At 41.1% G+C, this 15,489-nt stretch carries 16 protein-coding genes; 6 read left to right on the forward strand and 10 right to left on the reverse strand.

The window, feature by feature from the left end; genetic code table 11:
• Positions 1-50: 50 nt before the first annotated feature.
• From GTQ34_RS15725 to GTQ34_RS15735, 3 genes are read right to left on the reverse strand one after another with little or no spacing between them, the layout of a single operon-like run.
• Positions 51-662, reverse strand: coding sequence for an outer membrane beta-barrel protein (locus GTQ34_RS15725; RefSeq protein ID WP_166524756.1), 612 nt, complete (start codon positions 660-662; stop codon positions 51-53).
• 48 nt (positions 663-710) lie between these two features.
• Positions 711-1,664 (reverse strand): transketolase family protein, encoded by a 954-nt coding sequence (locus GTQ34_RS15730; RefSeq protein ID WP_166524757.1) that lies wholly within the window; start codon positions 1,662-1,664, stop codon positions 711-713.
• Positions 1,665-1,683: 19 nt separating this feature from the next.
• The gene (locus GTQ34_RS15735) at positions 1,684-2,529 is read right to left on the reverse strand and encodes a transketolase (protein WP_166524758.1); all 846 of its coding nucleotides are present in this window, start codon (positions 2,527-2,529) and stop codon (positions 1,684-1,686) included.
• A 155-nt stretch (positions 2,530-2,684) separates the two neighbouring features.
• On the opposite strand from GTQ34_RS15735, the gene tgt reads away from it, so the two are divergent.
• The 5 genes from tgt (at position 2,685) to GTQ34_RS15760 (ending at position 8,935) form a co-directional block, all read left to right on the forward strand.
• On the forward strand, positions 2,685-3,815 hold the full coding sequence (tgt, locus tag GTQ34_RS15740) for a tRNA guanosine(34) transglycosylase Tgt (RefSeq protein WP_166524759.1): 1,131 nt from the start codon (positions 2,685-2,687) through the stop codon (positions 3,813-3,815).
• Positions 3,815-4,897, forward strand: a complete 1,083-nt coding sequence (locus GTQ34_RS15745) for an LptF/LptG family permease (protein WP_166524760.1) — start codon at positions 3,815-3,817, stop codon at positions 4,895-4,897. The genes tgt and GTQ34_RS15745 overlap by 1 nt, the downstream gene beginning before the upstream one ends.
• 75 nt (positions 4,898-4,972) lie before the next feature.
• Positions 4,973-5,926 carry an acetyl-CoA carboxylase carboxyltransferase subunit alpha gene (locus tag GTQ34_RS15750; RefSeq protein WP_166524761.1) on the forward strand — a complete coding sequence of 318 codons (954 nt, stop codon included), beginning with the start codon at positions 4,973-4,975 and terminating at the stop codon, positions 5,924-5,926.
• A 167-nt stretch (positions 5,927-6,093) separates the two neighbouring features.
• Positions 6,094-7,647 (forward strand): replicative DNA helicase, encoded by a 1,554-nt coding sequence (gene dnaB, locus GTQ34_RS15755; RefSeq protein WP_166524762.1) that lies wholly within the window; start codon positions 6,094-6,096, stop codon positions 7,645-7,647.
• Positions 7,648-7,651: 4 nt separating this feature from the next.
• Positions 7,652-8,935, forward strand: coding sequence for an asparagine synthetase B (locus GTQ34_RS15760; RefSeq protein ID WP_166524763.1), 1,284 nt, complete (start codon positions 7,652-7,654; stop codon positions 8,933-8,935).
• Here GTQ34_RS15760 and GTQ34_RS15765 read toward each other — a convergent pair.
• The 3 genes from GTQ34_RS15765 to GTQ34_RS15775 form a co-directional block, all read right to left on the reverse strand.
• A complete protein-coding gene (locus GTQ34_RS15765) occupies positions 8,932-9,819 on the reverse strand; it encodes a dienelactone hydrolase family protein (RefSeq protein WP_166524764.1) in 888 nt (295 codons plus the stop codon). The genes GTQ34_RS15760 and GTQ34_RS15765 overlap by 4 nt on opposite strands.
• 77 nt (positions 9,820-9,896) lie before the next feature.
• Positions 9,897-10,409, reverse strand: a complete 513-nt coding sequence (locus GTQ34_RS15770; protein WP_166524765.1) for a YybH family protein — start codon at positions 10,407-10,409, stop codon at positions 9,897-9,899.
• Positions 10,410-10,537: 128 nt separating this feature from the next.
• On the reverse strand, positions 10,538-11,329 hold the full coding sequence (locus GTQ34_RS15775; protein WP_166524766.1) for an HAD family hydrolase: 792 nt from the start codon (positions 11,327-11,329) through the stop codon (positions 10,538-10,540).
• Positions 11,330-11,430: 101 nt separating this feature from the next.
• On the opposite strand from GTQ34_RS15775, the gene GTQ34_RS15780 reads away from it, so the two are divergent.
• Positions 11,431-11,853 (forward strand): secondary thiamine-phosphate synthase enzyme YjbQ, encoded by a 423-nt coding sequence (locus tag GTQ34_RS15780; RefSeq protein ID WP_166524767.1) that lies wholly within the window; start codon positions 11,431-11,433, stop codon positions 11,851-11,853.
• 48 nt (positions 11,854-11,901) lie between these two features.
• Here GTQ34_RS15780 and rplT read toward each other — a convergent pair whose 3' ends face one another.
• From rplT to thrS, 4 genes are all read right to left on the reverse strand, one after another.
• The gene (gene rplT / locus GTQ34_RS15785) at positions 11,902-12,246 is read right to left on the reverse strand and encodes a 50S ribosomal protein L20 (protein ID WP_166524768.1); all 345 of its coding nucleotides are present in this window, start codon (positions 12,244-12,246) and stop codon (positions 11,902-11,904) included.
• Between the two features lie 98 nt (positions 12,247-12,344).
• On the reverse strand, positions 12,345-12,542 hold the full coding sequence (gene rpmI / locus GTQ34_RS15790; RefSeq protein WP_166524769.1) for a 50S ribosomal protein L35: 198 nt from the start codon (positions 12,540-12,542) through the stop codon (positions 12,345-12,347).
• 50 nt (positions 12,543-12,592) lie between these two features.
• Positions 12,593-13,144, reverse strand: a complete 552-nt coding sequence (gene infC, locus GTQ34_RS15795) for a translation initiation factor IF-3 (protein ID WP_313790522.1) — start codon at positions 13,142-13,144, stop codon at positions 12,593-12,595.
• 36 nt (positions 13,145-13,180) lie between these two features.
• Positions 13,181-15,121 (reverse strand): threonine--tRNA ligase, encoded by a 1,941-nt coding sequence (thrS, locus tag GTQ34_RS15800; RefSeq protein WP_166524770.1) that lies wholly within the window; start codon positions 15,119-15,121, stop codon positions 13,181-13,183.
• Between the last annotated feature and the right edge of the window lie 368 nt (positions 15,122-15,489).

Genomic DNA, 15,489 nt, shown 5'->3' on the forward strand with positions numbered 1-15,489 from the left:
CAAAAAGGCCCAACTCGAGTTGGGCCTTTTTTTATTGGAATTCTTTTTGTTTATAATTTTAAAGACAGGGAGAATATTACCTGGGATGGTCTAGAGTCCACTCTTCCAGAAACATCGGTGATATTGTTGCCAATAAACGCTGCTTCATTTTCAGAGAAACCTCGTTCGTAACGAACATCCAATCCTACTTTTCCGAGATTTACGCCAACCCCTGCGTTCAGTCCTACGGTAAAATCACTTTCTACGTCCTCTACTTCCAGATCACCTAAATCATTTTTGAGGGTATATTGAAATGCAGGTCCTGCAAAAACATGCAGGGGACCTATCAGCTTATATCCAACAAGTACAGGCAAATCCAGTTTGGAGACATCATAATCTTGTGAGCCACCATCAAGATCGTAGCTACTTTTGGTTTTGGTGAAAACCAGTTCAGGTCGTAGATAGATTTTAGGAAAATCCAATTTTCCCCAAAAACCAACATGGAAGCCGGCTTTTCCTTCCGCTCCTTCTCTAATATCTTGACCAGCATCACCGACCGAACCGATTAAATCTCCATTCTTGTTATAACTTAAACCAGCTTTAATACCAAATCCGGAGCCACTTTGGGCGGCGGCCGTAAATCCCATTAGAGCAAATACGGCAATTACAAGTGCTTTTTTCATAAGTGTTTCGTTTTAAATTGATTGAAGAATATCAAATGATATCGAAAATTATTTTCGCTTCAATACCCTTAAAACGGCCGCTTCAATGGCTTTATTGTCTAAGCCGTACTTCTCCATAAGTTGATCTGGTGTGCCACTTTCCCCGAAACTATCTTGGACTGCCACAAATTCTTGTGGAGCAGGATGTCGCGTCGCCAATACTCGGGCCACACTTTCCCCAAGACCACCTAAAAAGTTGTGTTCTTCCGCAGTGACCACACAACCGGTTTTTTTCACTGACTTTATAATGGCCTCTTCATCCAAAGGTTTAATGGTATGTATGTTGATCACTTCAACAGAAATACCTTGATTCTCCAAACTTTCCGCTGCTATAAGGGATTGCCAAACCAAGTGTCCAGTAGCCAAAAGGGTAACATCGGTTCCTTCATTGAGCATTAGGGCTTTACCAATCTCAAATTTTTGGTCCACTGGAGTGAAGTTTGCCACTTTCGGTCTTCCAAAACGTAGATAAACAGGCCCGTGATGGTCCGCAATGGCCAAGGTTGCCGCTTTGGTCTGATTAAAATCACACGGATTGATCACCGTCATGCCCGGAAGCATTTTCATTAGACCGATATCTTCCAAAATTTGATGCGTGGCACCATCCTCTCCAAGAGTCAAGCCAGCATGCGAAGCACAAATCTTCACATTTTTATCAGAGTAGGCAATGGATTGGCGTACCTGATCATAGACCCTACCTGTGGCAAAATTAGCAAAGGTAGAGGCAAAAGGGATTTTACCACCAATAGTTAGTCCAGCTGCAATTCCCATCATATTGGCTTCGGCAATCCCTACTTGAAAGAAACGTTCTGGATTTTCCTTTATGAAGGTTTCAATTTTCAAAGAGCCTACCAAATCGGCGCAAAGTGTCACTACATTTGGATTGGTTCTGCCGAGTTCTGTCATCCCAGCTCCAAAACCGCTTCGTGTATCTTGTTTTCCTTGATCTGTATATTTTGTCATTTTTAGTATTTCTTCTGGATTAATAGTCACCTAGCGTTTCTGGGTTCTGGGATAATGCAATTTCCAATTGTTCATCGTTGGGAGCTTTTCCGTGCCATGCGTGGGTGTGCATCATAAAATCCACTCCATTGCCCATTACTGTGGTCATAACAATGCAGACTGGCTTGCCGTTACCAGTTCTTTTCTTGGCCTCATTCAACCCCGCGATGACCTGCTCCAGATCGTTGCCATTTTCAATTTCAAGCACATCCCATCCAAAAACCCTAAATTTTTCAGCTACATCTCCCAAGGGCAATACTTCTTCCGTGGCACCATCAATTTGCTGTCCGTTACGATCTACAGTTGCAATCAAATTATCCACCTTGTTGCCTGCAGCAAACATAATGGCCTCCCAGTTTTGACCTTCCTGCAATTCACCATCGCCGTGCAAGCTGAAAATCAAATGATCATCACCATTCAATTTTTTGGCAAGGGCGGCACCTATGGCCACGGACATTCCTTGGCCCAGTGAGCCAGAAGCTATACGAACACCGGGAAGTCCCTCGTGAGTGGTAGGGTGACCTTGCAAACGGGAGTTTATCAATCTAAAGGTGTTCAGTTCCTCTATGGGAAAGTAACCTTTTCGGGCAAGCACACTATAAAAAACCGGGGAAATATGTCCATTGGAAAGGAAAAACACATCTTCTCCTTTTCCGTCCATATCAAACCCGTCCTTCAAATCCATTATTTCGTTGTACAGCGCAACAAAAAATTCCGTACATCCCAAAGAACCCCCTGGATGTCCTGAATTTACCTTGTGAACCATCCGCAGAATATCCCTTCGCACCTGAATCACTAAATCCTGTAAATCTTGATTGTTTGGCATCGTATTGATTTTAATTTTTCAAAAGTAACGGCATTCCCTCGGCTAAACAAACACTTAGGTATTATTTTGTGAATAGCCCCATGTACCAAACTTTATTTTTTTGTTAAGGCATTGTGGAAGGGAGTTGGTTATATTTGCGCCCTAAACCAAAGTCTTTGAAGTTTACGGTAGAACAGAAAGACCCATTGAGTAAGGCCCGTGCAGGAGCGTTGACCACGGATCACGGAGTGATAAAAACGCCAATTTTTATGCCTGTGGGTACTGTTGCCTCGGTAAAAGGGGTACATCAGCGGGAGTTACGTGATGACATAGACCCGGATGTGATTTTGGGCAACACCTATCATCTATATCTGAGGCCTGGAACAGGTATTTTGGAAGAGGCAGGGGGGCTCCACAAATTTATGGGCTGGGAGCGAAACATTTTGACGGACAGTGGGGGCTACCAGGTCTATTCATTGTCAAACAATAGAAAAATCAAAGAGGAAGGGGTCAAATTTAAATCCCATATTGATGGTTCGCAACATGTTTTTACACCTGAGAATGTAATGGAAATCCAACGCACTATAGGTGCGGATATCATAATGGCCTTTGACGAATGTACGCCCTACCCATGTGATTATAATTATGCCAAACGTTCCATGCACTTGACCCATCGTTGGTTGGACAGATGTGTGGCCCATTTGGATAAGCTTCCTTTTAAGTATGGTTATTCACAAAGTTTTTTCCCTATTGTCCAAGGCTCCACATTCAAGGATTTGAGAAAACAGTCTGCAGAATATATTGCTTCCGTAGAGGCCGAAGGGAATGCCATCGGTGGACTCTCTGTTGGAGAACCCGCTGAGGAAATGTATGAAATGGCGGAGCTGGTCTGTGACATTCTGCCTGAAGATAAACCACGATACCTGATGGGGGTGGGGACACCCATAAATATTCTTAAAAATATTGCCTTGGGTGTGGATATGTTTGATTGTGTAATGCCAACACGAAATGCGCGTAATGGTATGCTGTTTACTGCCCATGGAACCATTAACATCAAGAACAAGAAATGGGAGAACGATTTCTCTCCAATTGATGAGATGGGAATCACTTTTGTGGATACCGAGTACTCCAAAGCATACTTAAGACACCTTTTCGTGGCCAATGAATATTTGGGCAAGCAAATAGCAACAATACATAATCTAGGTTTTTATTTATGGTTGGTACGTACTGCAAGAGAACGTATTTTAGCAGGTGACTTTTTGGATTGGAAAATCAAAATGGTACAACAAATGGACAAAAGATTGTAATGTTCACCATACTCGACAAATATATCCTAAAGCGTTATCTGATTACCTTTATAGGTATGCTGCTCCTTTTCGTTCCCATAGGGATAATGGCCAATTTGGCAGAAAAAATAGGTAAGATTATTGACAATGAAGCACCTTTGACTGAGGTCATTGTGTTCTACGGCAATTTTACGTTGGTGATTGGAAATCTGTTATTGCCCATTTTTTTGTTCTTGTCGATTATCTTTTTCACTTCGAAACTGGCAAGCAATACGGAGATAATAGCGATTTTGAGTTCAGGAGTTTCCTATTGGCGCTTTCTAAGACCTTATTTCGTTGGAGCTACCTTGGTTGCTGTCCTTATTTTTATGATGGGGATGTTTATTGTGCCACACGCCAGCATCGGCTTCAACGAATTTGAGTACAAATATTTTAAGAGGGGTAGACAAGATCGGGTAACGGATAACATTTTCAATCAGTTGAATGAGACCGATTATATCTATGTAAGCAGTTTTGATCCCAATCGTAAGATTGGTTACAACTTTACCTATGAACATTTCAACCCCAACAAACAGCTGGATTATAAAATTTCGGCAAGCAACATTAGGTGGGTGGAAAAAGACAGTATTTACAGACTCACCAACTACGTGAAACGAAAACTTCAAGACGGCGTAGAATTAATCGAGACCAAACGCCGCTTGGATACTTTGTTCACCTTTAAGATTGAAGACCTTACACCAGTTTCATATGTGGCCGAGACCAAAAACCTGTTCGAGCTTAACAAGTTTATCGAAGATCAAAAGCGAAAAGGAGCATCGAACATCAATACCTATATATTGGTTAAATACAAAAGGTGGGCCTTGCCAATAGCGGCTTTTATTCTTACCATTATCGCTGTGGCGGTATCTTCTGTGAAAAGACGTGGGGGCATGGGGCTAAATTTGGCCTTTGGTATAGGAGTGGCCTTTGTTTACATATTTTTCGATAAAGTATTCGGCACTTTGGCGGAGCAATCTGGATTTTCTCCTTTATTGGCCGTGTTGATACCAAATGTCATTTTTGGTGCGTTTGCTGTTTACTTGCTTATGAAGGCAAAGCGTTAAATGCCGACTCTGTTGCCAATACGTATTCTTTTAAAGTTATATATTTGTTTCCATTATTTTTAGAAAAGCATTCCAATGGAATACCTAGAATTTGAACTTCCCATAAAAGAGCTTGAAGACCAACTTCAAAAGTGTATGGTGATTGGTGAGGAAAGTGATGTTGATGTTACCGAAACATGTCAGCAGATTGAGAAAAAACTGGAAGAAACCCGAAAGGATATCTACAAAAACCTGACCGCTTGGCAGCGGGTCCAGTTGTCAAGACATCCCAACCGACCCTATACGATGGACTATATCAAGGCCATTTGCGGTGATACTTTTTTGGAGCTGCATGGAGATAGGAATGTAAAGGATGACAAAGCCATGGTAGGTGGACTTGGTAAAATTGGAGATCAGAGCTACATGTTCATAGGCCAGCAAAAAGGATATAACACCAAAACAAGACAGTACCGGAACTTTGGAATGGCCAATCCCGAAGGATACAGAAAAGCGCTGCGCTTGATGAAGTCTGCTGAAAAGTTCGGTATACCTGTGGTCAGTTTTATTGACACGCCAGGGGCTTATCCCGGTATTGAAGCCGAAGAAAGGGGACAAGGCGAGGCCATAGCTCGGAATATTCTGGAGATGACACGACTTAAGGTGCCCATTATTGTTGTCATCATTGGTGAAGGTGCTTCCGGTGGTGCATTGGGGATTGGTGTGGGCGATACTGTATTGATGTTGGAAAACACATGGTACTCGGTAATCTCCCCCGAATCCTGCTCTTCAATTTTATGGAGAAGCTGGGAGTTCAAAGAACAGGCGGCAGAAGCCTTAAAGCTTACCGCCAAAGACATGAAAAAACAAAAGTTGGTGGATGAAATTGTCCGCGAACCCTTGGGAGGCGCACATTCCAACAGAGAAAAAACCTTTGAAATCGTAAAGAACAAGATTTCGGCCCATTTCGAGGAATTAAAAAAGTTATCACCAAAAGACTTGGTAAAAACCCGTATGGAAAAATATGCGGGAATGGGTGTTTTCCATGGGTAATTCCTGTTTTTCAGAGGGTCACTCTTTTTATTAGGTTTTGTCTTCATTTTTTTTTATGTTATTAACAGGAAATAGAAGTTATCAACATTTGTTTTGTTGAAGTCCTGTGAATATCGCACTTTGGCAAATTAAAGTTAACTTAAGGTTAATTAGCTACTTTCGCAGTCATGGATAAACCTAGCCCACTTGTTGGACACCGCATTGACAAATCAACGCTAATCAATCTTGAAAAAGGTAAAATACCTCCTCAAGCTGTTGATTTAGAGGAGGTTGTATTAGGGGCGATGATGATTGACAAAAAAGGGGTTGATGAAGTAATCGATATCCTACATCCCGATGTCTTTTATAAGGACGCGCATCGTTTTATTTATGAAGCCATTTTTAAATTGTTCGAAACCTCCGAACCAGTTGATTTATTAACCGTTTCAGCGCAATTAAAGAAAGAAGGAAAGCTAGAAATTGTTGGGGGTGACTTTTATCTGATTAAATTGACTCAAAAAGTAGCTTCTTCGGCACATATTGAGTTTCATGCAAGGATTATTCTTCAAAAATACATTCAACGAAGTCTCATCAAGATTTCAAATGAAATTATTGAGGACGCCTACGATGATGGCACCGATGTTTTTGACCTTTTGGACAACGCCGAGGCCAAACTGTACGATGTAACCCAAGGGAACTTAAAACGCTCTGCGGAAACTGCTCAGAATTTGGTGATACAGGCCAAAAAGAAAATCGAGGAAATCTCCAATAAAGAAGGCCTGAGCGGAATTCCCTCCGGATTTGATAAGGTGGACAAGCTGACTTCGGGCTGGCAGCCCAGTGATTTGGTCATCATTGCAGCTCGACCAGGTATGGGTAAAACAGCATTGACACTTTCCATGGCACGAAATATTGCCGTAAATTCGGAAATACCGGTAGCATTCTTTTCTTTGGAGATGTCATCCGTGCAGTTGATCACGCGATTGATTTCTGCTGAAACGGGTCTTTCATCTGAAAAATTACGTACCGGCAAACTGGAAAAACATGAATGGGAACAATTGAACGTTAAAGTAAAGGCCTTGGAAAAGGCACCTTTGTTTATTGATGATACACCCTCACTTTCCATTTTTGACCTTAGGGCCAAGGCTAGACGTTTGGCGTCCCAACATAAAATTAAGCTCATCGTCATAGATTATTTGCAATTAATGACAGCAGGTGGAAGTCAAAAAGGCGGCAATAGGGAACAGGAGATTTCTTCCATCTCCAGGAATCTCAAAGCGTTGGCCAAGGAATTGAACGTTCCGGTAATTGCCTTGTCACAGCTTTCCCGTGCCGTGGAGACGCGTGGCGGCAGTAAGCGCCCTATACTTTCAGATTTGAGGGAATCTGGAGCCATTGAGCAGGATGCCGATATTGTGTCCTTTATTTACAGGCCCGAATATTATAAAATTGATGAGTGGGATGATGAGGAACGGACCCCTACCCAAGGTCAAGCTGAATTTATCGTGGCCAAACACCGTAATGGTGGTTTGGATAATATTAGGTTAAAATTTGTGGGTGCTCTAGGTAAATTTGATAACTTGGATGACTTTGATTCGCCATTCGAATTTCAATCGAAAATGAATGCGGACGAAGAAAATCCCTTTGCACCATCCGGTCTTCCCAGTGCGGACGAGGCTTTTGGGAGTGCAATGAACAGTGATGACGATGACTTGGAAGACGATAACGACGTACCTTTTTGATAATATGCAATACGCATTTCGAGCAAAAGTGAGAAATACCACTATTGTCTTTTTTCTTCTACTTTTTCTAAAATCATCGGCTTCGGTAATCTTGATTCCCATGGATGCCGAGAGCCAGGAAAATCATCTAAAAGCTTACGGAATCACCTATTGGGTACTCACCAAGCAACAAAAAGTGCAATGGCTTTTAAATTACCGGGGAGGTGCTTTTTTATTGCCGGATGGAGAAACAATCCGAAGAGAGTGCCAAATACGTGGAGTTTCTTTTGAAGTGTTATCCGATGGACAAGCTGAAGAAATATTGGACGAAATAAGCAGTCCCTCCCAAAATCAGGATGCGGTTATTTTGGAAAAAGCACCCAAAATTGCGGTATATTCCCCTAAGGGAAACCAACCTTGGGATGATGCCGTGACCATGGTGCTGACCTATGCGGAAATTCCCTATGCTACCATATACGATGAGGAGGTGTTGGATGATAAGCTGGTTCTATATGATTGGCTTCATTTGCACCATGAGGACTTTACGGGACAATATGGAAAATTTTATGGGGCCTACCGAGCCGCTCCTTGGTACATAGAAGACAAGAAAGAGGCGGAGGCACTGGCTCAAAGGTTAGGTTTTTCAAAAGTATCCGAAGAGAAAAGGGCGGTGGCCCTAAAAATCAGGAACTATGTAATTGGAGGCGGATTTATGTTTGCCATGTGTTCTGCAACCGATAGTTTTGATATTGCGTTGGCCGCTGAAAATGTGGATATCTGTGAGCCTATGTTCGACGGAGACCCGTCTGATGCAAATTACCAAGGTAAATTGGATTACAGTAGAACTTTTGCGTTTACCAATTTTGTTTTGGAACGAAATCCACTTCGTTATGAGTTTTCTTCGATTGATATGACAAACCAGCGTAGAAATGTACCCAAGGAATCGGATTATTTTTCATTGATGGAATTTTCGGCCAAATGGGATCCCGTACCCACCATGTTGACACAGAACCACACTTCTTTGGTCAAAGGATTCATGGGACAGACCACGGCGTTTACGCATAGTCAGGTAAAACCTACGGTTATGATATTGGGTGAGAACAAAATTAATGGGGAAGCACGTTATATCCATGGAATCAAAGGGAAGGGTTTTTTTACTTTCTACGGAGGGCACGATCCTGAAGATTACCAGCATAGGGTAGGGGACCCCAAAACGGAACTGGAACTGCACCCCACTTCGCCGGGCTATCGATTGATCTTGAACAATGTGCTTTTTCCAGCGGCACGAAAGAAAAAGCAGAAGACTTAAGCCAGTTTCTCCTTGAAAAATGCCAAGGTGCGTTGCCAGGCCAAATCTGCAGCAGCTTCATCAAAACGAGGTGTTGTATTATTGTGAAACCCGTGGTTGACCCCTGGATAAAAGTATACCTCATATTCTTTTTCCAGGGCCATTAGTCTAGCCTCGTAAGCTGGCCAACCCTTGTTTACCCGCTCATCCAATTCGGCATAGTGAATCAATAACGGGGCGTTTATTTTTTCTACATCATCATCATCAGGTTGTCCACCATAAAAAGGGACAGCAGCAGCCAAATCGGGAACTTGTACGGCCATCATATTGGAAATCCATCCTCCAAAGCAAAAACCAACCACACCAATTTTACCATTGCAATCCTCATGATTTTTAAGATAGTCGAAAGCAGCAATAAAATCTTCCAGCATTTTGTAACGACCCCGTTGTCTTTGCAGGGCACGACCATCATCATCGTTGCCCGGATATCCTCCCAGTGGAGTAAGCGCGTCCGGAGCTAGTGTAATAAAGCCTTCCACAGCGGCCCGGCGTCCTACATCTTCAATATAGGGGTTAAGACCTCGATTTTCGTGAACCACTACAATACCTCCTAATTTGCCATTCATTTCCTTGGGTTTTGAAAGCAAACCTCTTATTTCGCCTCCACCTCTTGGTGAGGAATAGGTTATAAAATCTGACTCCAATCTAGGGTCATTTTGGGGTACAAGAAGCGTGTCTTTATAATTGGGCATTATAAAACTTAGTAAGGACGGTAGTGTAACACCCCCAACAGCATATAGCGATAATTTTTTGAGGAACTGCTTACGATCTATCTTGTTATGGGCATAATCGTCGTACAAGTCAAACACTTCTTGTTCAATATCTTCTTTTTTGAGTGACTTCATGATTTGTTTTTATTGACAATAAGATACTAATAATCTTTGTTCATTATGTTCTCAAATAGTTTGGAAAGGTTATTATCCTAATTTGCAATGGAATCCGTTACTTGTCTTTTTGGCCAAGCTTGGCTAATCATATGGTTGGTAATGAACCAATCCTCCTCAATTTTTTTATAAACCCTTAAGTGGTTTATATGTCTGTCCTCCATTTTGCTACCATCTGGCCATTCTTGGTTTTTGCGAATATTTGTTGATCGCACCGTTGCAATTGAATCGTTAAGAAATGTAATATCATTGGTTCCATAATCATTTTCTCCAGTCATTACAAAGTCTAAACCAAAAATGAAGTCAAGAAGCTCCTCTAGCTCTTGTTTGCTTTGTGTCCTATCTCCAAAAGCATTGGTCCAATCGGTTTTGTCAGCATAATGTGCGATTGCTAGTTCCAAATCTTTTGTTTCCCAAGCTTTGTCCCATTCAGCAATGGTCCTGTTGATTTTTTCTTTATCGGAATCGTAGTTTTTTACGTGTTCTGTTTTCTTAGAACTGCAGGCCAATGTGCTACCTACAATACATAGCAGAAATACAATTTTTTTCATACGGGTTTACTTTAGTTCGACTAAAATGGGGGAAGAATAGGAACGTTACATTGCTCCATGTTTGTAACTAAAGATATGCGAAATACCGGGATGTCTGAAAAGATTAGCCAAAAAAACCATGAAGGAAATCAAAGCAACTTCTCCAAAACCCGCTCTACTCCAAAATCATCATTGCTTGTTGTTTCAAAATTGGCTACTCGTTTAATATTGGGATGGGCATTGGCCATGGCAAAACTGTAGTCGGAAAGTTGCAGCATCTCCAAATCGTTGTAGTAATCGCCAAAAACCAAAAGTTGATCTGGCTTTATATTGTATTGATCCATCACTTTTTGAAGTGCATTTCCTTTGTGCGCGTTGACATGGTTGAAATCAACCCAATTTCGCCCGGACACCTTAACCTTTAACTTGTCTTCAAGATAACTGACCTTGGGATAGATATAGTCTTCTGCGCTAGTGGCATGATATACAGCAATTTTTACTATTTCATCCGTGACCTTTTGATAGTCTTCAACAATTTGATAGGCCGAATAGTATTCTTTCAGCTGGTTCAAGAACTGTTTTGAGTTTCCGTCGAAATAAGAAGTGTATTTTCCACATAACATGACATGGGCATTATCGATTTGATCTACCACCGCCAAGAGTTCACTTTTTACTTCTTGATTCAATGGGGTCGATGAAAGTTCTTCGTCTTTTCTTTTAACTAAAGCACCGTTTTCAGCAATAAAAATGACATCATCCTTAATGACTTCCAGCTTATCGGCCATACTATGGTATTGCCTGCCACTTGCAGCCACAAACCGTATTCCTCTTTGATTTAGTTTGTAAAACAGTTCAAAGAACTGATCACTGACCTCGTGTTTGGAATTCAACAGAGTACCGTCCATGTCGGTGACCACCATTTTTATGTTGGATAAATCCATTTTTTAAAGAATCAAGCTGCAAAGTTATTTTTTATTTAGTAGTTAAGGCTATTGCCACATGAAGATTGTATTAAATTAGTTGAAAAGTGTTGTTGACAACGATGAAGTTTTATCAGAAAGAGATACAATTAAGGTCCTACCCCAGGGGTTTCCATTTGATAACGGATACAGTCATGCGGTCACTCCCTGAAATACGAGAAATAGGAACTGGGATGTTGCAGGTATTTATGAAGCACACTTCGGCAAGTTTAACCATCAACGAGGATGCAGACCCTACGGTTCGCATGGATTTTGAAAGTCACATAAGTAAAATGGTACCGGAGAATGCCCCTTACTACAAACACAATTATGAGGGTCCCGATGATATGCCTGCACACATTAAGGCTTCTTTAATGGGAGCATCTGTGCAGATACCTATTACTGATGGAAAACTGAACATGGGAACTTGGCAAGGCATCTATTTATGCGAGCATCGCAATCATGCCTCTGGCAGAAAGTTGGTATTGACGGCTTTTGGAAAATAAAAATCCCGCTGAACACAGCGGGATTTTAATAAGCGGATACATTATTGTTTATTTTACTTTCTCAACAATGGCTTTGAACGCATCTGGATGGTTCATGGCCAAATCGGCCAAAACTTTTCTGTTGAGCTCTATTCCATTGGCCTTTACTTTGCCCATAAATTGGGAATAGGACATGCCATGCATTCTGGCTCCTGCATTGATTCGGGTAATCCAAAGTGCACGGAAATTTCGTTTTTTGTTTCTTCTGTCGCGGTAAGCGTAGAGCATTGCTTTTTCCACCGCATTTTTGGCTACTGTCCAAACGTTTTTACGTCTACCAAAGTAACCTTTGGCTTGCTTCATTATTTTTTTTCGTCTTGCTCTAGAAGCAACTGAATTTACTGATCTTGGCATAATGTTTCATTTTTTTGTAGTAGGCGCCCTGACTTATTTCAGGAACTTTTATGGGCCCAACTCCAGGGTTAATAATTAATGATTTACCGAAATAACAACTATTTAAGTCTTAGTTGTTGCTTGATGTTGTCCTCATCCGATGGATGTACCAACGTGGAATGGGTCAACTTAAGCTTGCGCTTTTTCGATTTTTTAGTCAAAATGTGACTTTTAAAAGCGTGCTTTCTTTTGATTTTTCCAGAACCGGTAAGCTTAAATCGCTTTTTGGCACTGGATTTCGTTTTCATTTTAGGCATTTTCCTAGTTTTTATCTCCGCTTATTGTTCTGAACAGAGTTCAGGTACTTTTATTTTTTGTTTGTCTTTGGGGCAATGAACATGGTCATTCGCTTACCTTCCAATTTTGGCATTTGCTCCACTTTGCCAAGTTCCTCAAGATCTTGTGCCAATCTCAACAATAAAATTTCACCCTGGTCTTTGTACACAATGGACCTACCCTTAAAAAACACATAGGCCTTGAGTTTGGCACCATCCTTTAAAAACTTTTCCGCATGACGCTTTTTAAACGCATAATCGTGGTCATCCGTTTGGGGACCAAAACGTATTTCCTTTACGATAACCTTGGTGGCTTTGGCCTTCATGGCCTTATCACGTTTCTTTTGTTCGTAAAGAAACTTTTTATAGTCAATGATCTTGCAGACCGGGGGATTGGCTTTTGGCGAAATCTCCACAAGGTCCAGTTCTAGTTCATTTGCTTTTTGCAAAGCCTTCGAAATCGGGTAAACACCAATTTCCACATTATCCCCCACAAGCCTTACTTCAGGGGCTTTTATATTTTCATTGATATTATGGGGATTTTTATTCTCCCTTCTGGGTTGGGGTCTAAATCTTCTTCGTATTGCTATGACTTACAATTTTTAATTAAACTTAATTTTTTAGAACGACTTTAAGTTACTATTTATTTCAGTAGCTACCAAGTCTGAAAATTCGCTTACTGCTAAGCTTCCTAAATCCTCCCCACCATGTCTTCGAACCGAAAGGGTATCAGATCCTTCTTCCTGTTCTCCCACTATGAGCATAAAAGGTATTTTCTTCAGCTCGGCCTCACGGATTTTTTTCCCTACCGTTTCATTCCTATTATCAATGAGCGCGCGAATTTCGTGATTTTCCAAAGAATTCAAAACTTTTTCCGCATATTTTTCATGTTTCTCACTTACGGGCAGTACAATGGCCTGAATCGGAATGAGCCATAGAGGAAAATTTCCTCCCGTGTGCTCCAACAATAATGCCACAAATCGTTCCATACTTCCAAAAGGTGCCCGGTGTATCATAACCGGTCTATGTAGTTCATTGTCACTACCTTTATAAGTAAGGTCAAAACGCTTTGGAAGATTGTAGTCTACCTGTATGGTGCCCAATTGCCAATTTCTGCCCAGGGCATCCTTGACCATAAAATCCAATTTTGGACCATAAAAAGCAGCTTCGCCACTTTCTACAACATAGTTCAGTCCTTTCTCATCTGCTGCATTAATGATGGCTTGCTCCGCCTTTTCCCAATCTTCCGGATCACCAATATATTTTTCAGGGTTTTCAAGGTCTCGAACGGACACCTGTGCTGTAAAATCGTCAAAGTCCAATGAGTTCAATACATATAAAGAAAGGTCTATCACTTTCTTGAACTCGTCATTAAGCTGTTCTGTGGTGCAAAAAATGTGTGCATCATCTTGGGTAAAACCTCTTACACGGGTAAGGCCATGTAGTTCGCCACTTTGTTCATATCTATAAACCGTACCAAATTCAGCATACCTTTTAGGAAGGTCTTTATAGCTAAAGGGAGTACTGTTGAAAATTTCACAGTGGTGTGGACAGTTCATGGGCTTTAACAAAAACTCCTCATCTTCTTTGGGGGTATGTATAGGTTGAAAACTGTCTTCGCCATATTTTGCATAATGCCCAGAGGTAACATAGAGCTCCTTTTGACCTATGTGGGGAGTAACTACCATTTCATAGCCCGCTTTCTTTTGTGCCCTTTTCAGAAACTCCTCCAAACGCTCACGTAATGCAGCACCATTGGGTAACCACAAAGGAAGTCCTTGCCCTACCTTTTTAGAGAAGGTGAAAAGCCCTAACTCTTTACCCAATTTTCTGTGATCTCGTTTTTTGGCCTCTTCTAAAAGTTCCAGGTATTCGGTAAGCTCCTTTAGCTTTGGAAAAGATATGCCGTAGACCCTTGTCAATTGCTTGTTGTTCTCATCTCCCCTCCAATAGGCTCCTGCAACACTTAAAATCTTGATCGCCTTGATGATTCCCGTATTGGGAATATGCCCTCCACGACAAAGGTCAGTAAAAGAGCTGTGGTCGCAGAAGGTTATGGAGCCATCCTCAAGATTTTCAATCAGTTCTATTTTGTATTCATTGTCTTGATTTTTATAAAATTGTAAAGCATCGGCTTTGGAGACGCTTCTCATTTTATAATCATGCTTGCCCCTGGCTATTTCCATGGCCTTTTTCTCAATTTCTGGAAAATCCTTTTCGGAAACAGTATGCGCTCCGAAATCAACATCATAATAGAATCCATTTTCAATGGCCGGCCCTATGGTTAACTTTATTCCAGGATATAATTCTTCTAGCGCCTGGGCGACAACATGAGAGGTAGAATGCCAAAATGCTTTTTTGCCCTCATCGTTGTTCCATGTATATAAGGTAAGGGCCCCATCTTCTAGTAAAGGTGTTACAGTTTCCACAACAGTATCATTGAATTTGGCAGAGATAACATTTCTCGCCAATCCCTCACTGATACTCTTTGCGATTTCCATGGGTGTGGTGCCTTTAGCCACCTTCTTAACGGCGCCATCGGGCAATGTGATTTCAATCATTCGTTCTCCTTGATTTTGAATGGTGGGCAAAGATACATTGTTGAATTGATGCTTACAATAAATTATAAAATACAATGTGATTTAAAAGACGATGTAGCGGGTTTGCTGTTTAGAATCATTGCTGATAGGTTAGATTTGATTTAAAATATTGTTTTTGTATTTTAAATAATTGATTTTCAGTACAATAAAAAAAAATAGAAATTTTTATTGAAATTGTTTTGTGGTATTATTTAAACCTCTCTATATTTGCACCCGCTTAACCGATAAGGGTTGGGTAGTTTTGGAGGGGATCGACTCTTTTTAGGGGTTGTTTTTTTCTGATTCTGGAAGAAGTTCATTTGACATATTGTATAGACAGCGTAAAAGAG

The sequence above is a fragment of the Flagellimonas ochracea genome (genome assembly GCF_009903685.1).
Classification (GTDB): Bacteria; Bacteroidota; Bacteroidia; order Flavobacteriales; family Flavobacteriaceae; genus Flagellimonas; species Flagellimonas ochracea.

Bases quoted from the DNA above. Each gene is read 5' to 3' on its own strand.
- GTQ34_RS15725 (WP_166524756.1), bottom strand. From the start codon at position 662: ATGAAAAAAGCACTTGTAATTGCCGTATTTGCTCTAATGGGATTTACG.
- GTQ34_RS15730 (WP_166524757.1), bottom strand. From the start codon at position 1,664: ATGACAAAATATACAGATCAAGGAAAACAAGATACACGAAGCGGTTTT.
- GTQ34_RS15735 (WP_166524758.1), bottom strand. From the start codon at position 2,529: ATGCCAAACAATCAAGATTTACAGGATTTAGTGATTCAGGTGCGAAGG.
- GTQ34_RS15745 (WP_166524760.1), top strand. From the start codon at position 3,815: ATGTTCACCATACTCGACAAATATATCCTAAAGCGTTATCTGATTACC.
- GTQ34_RS15750 (WP_166524761.1), top strand. From the start codon at position 4,973: ATGGAATACCTAGAATTTGAACTTCCCATAAAAGAGCTTGAAGACCAA.
- dnaB (WP_166524762.1), top strand. From the start codon at position 6,094: ATGGATAAACCTAGCCCACTTGTTGGACACCGCATTGACAAATCAACG.
- GTQ34_RS15760 (WP_166524763.1), top strand. From the start codon at position 7,652: ATGCAATACGCATTTCGAGCAAAAGTGAGAAATACCACTATTGTCTTT.
- GTQ34_RS15765 (WP_166524764.1), bottom strand. From the start codon at position 9,819: ATGAAGTCACTCAAAAAAGAAGATATTGAACAAGAAGTGTTTGACTTG.
- GTQ34_RS15770 (WP_166524765.1), bottom strand. From the start codon at position 10,409: ATGAAAAAAATTGTATTTCTGCTATGTATTGTAGGTAGCACATTGGCC.
- GTQ34_RS15775 (WP_166524766.1), bottom strand. From the start codon at position 11,329: ATGGATTTATCCAACATAAAAATGGTGGTCACCGACATGGACGGTACT.
- GTQ34_RS15780 (WP_166524767.1), top strand. From the start codon at position 11,431: ATGAAGTTTTATCAGAAAGAGATACAATTAAGGTCCTACCCCAGGGGT.
- rplT (WP_166524768.1), bottom strand. From the start codon at position 12,246: ATGCCAAGATCAGTAAATTCAGTTGCTTCTAGAGCAAGACGAAAAAAA.
- rpmI (WP_166524769.1), bottom strand. From the start codon at position 12,542: ATGCCTAAAATGAAAACGAAATCCAGTGCCAAAAAGCGATTTAAGCTT.
- thrS (WP_166524770.1), bottom strand. From the start codon at position 15,121: ATGATTGAAATCACATTGCCCGATGGCGCCGTTAAGAAGGTGGCTAAA.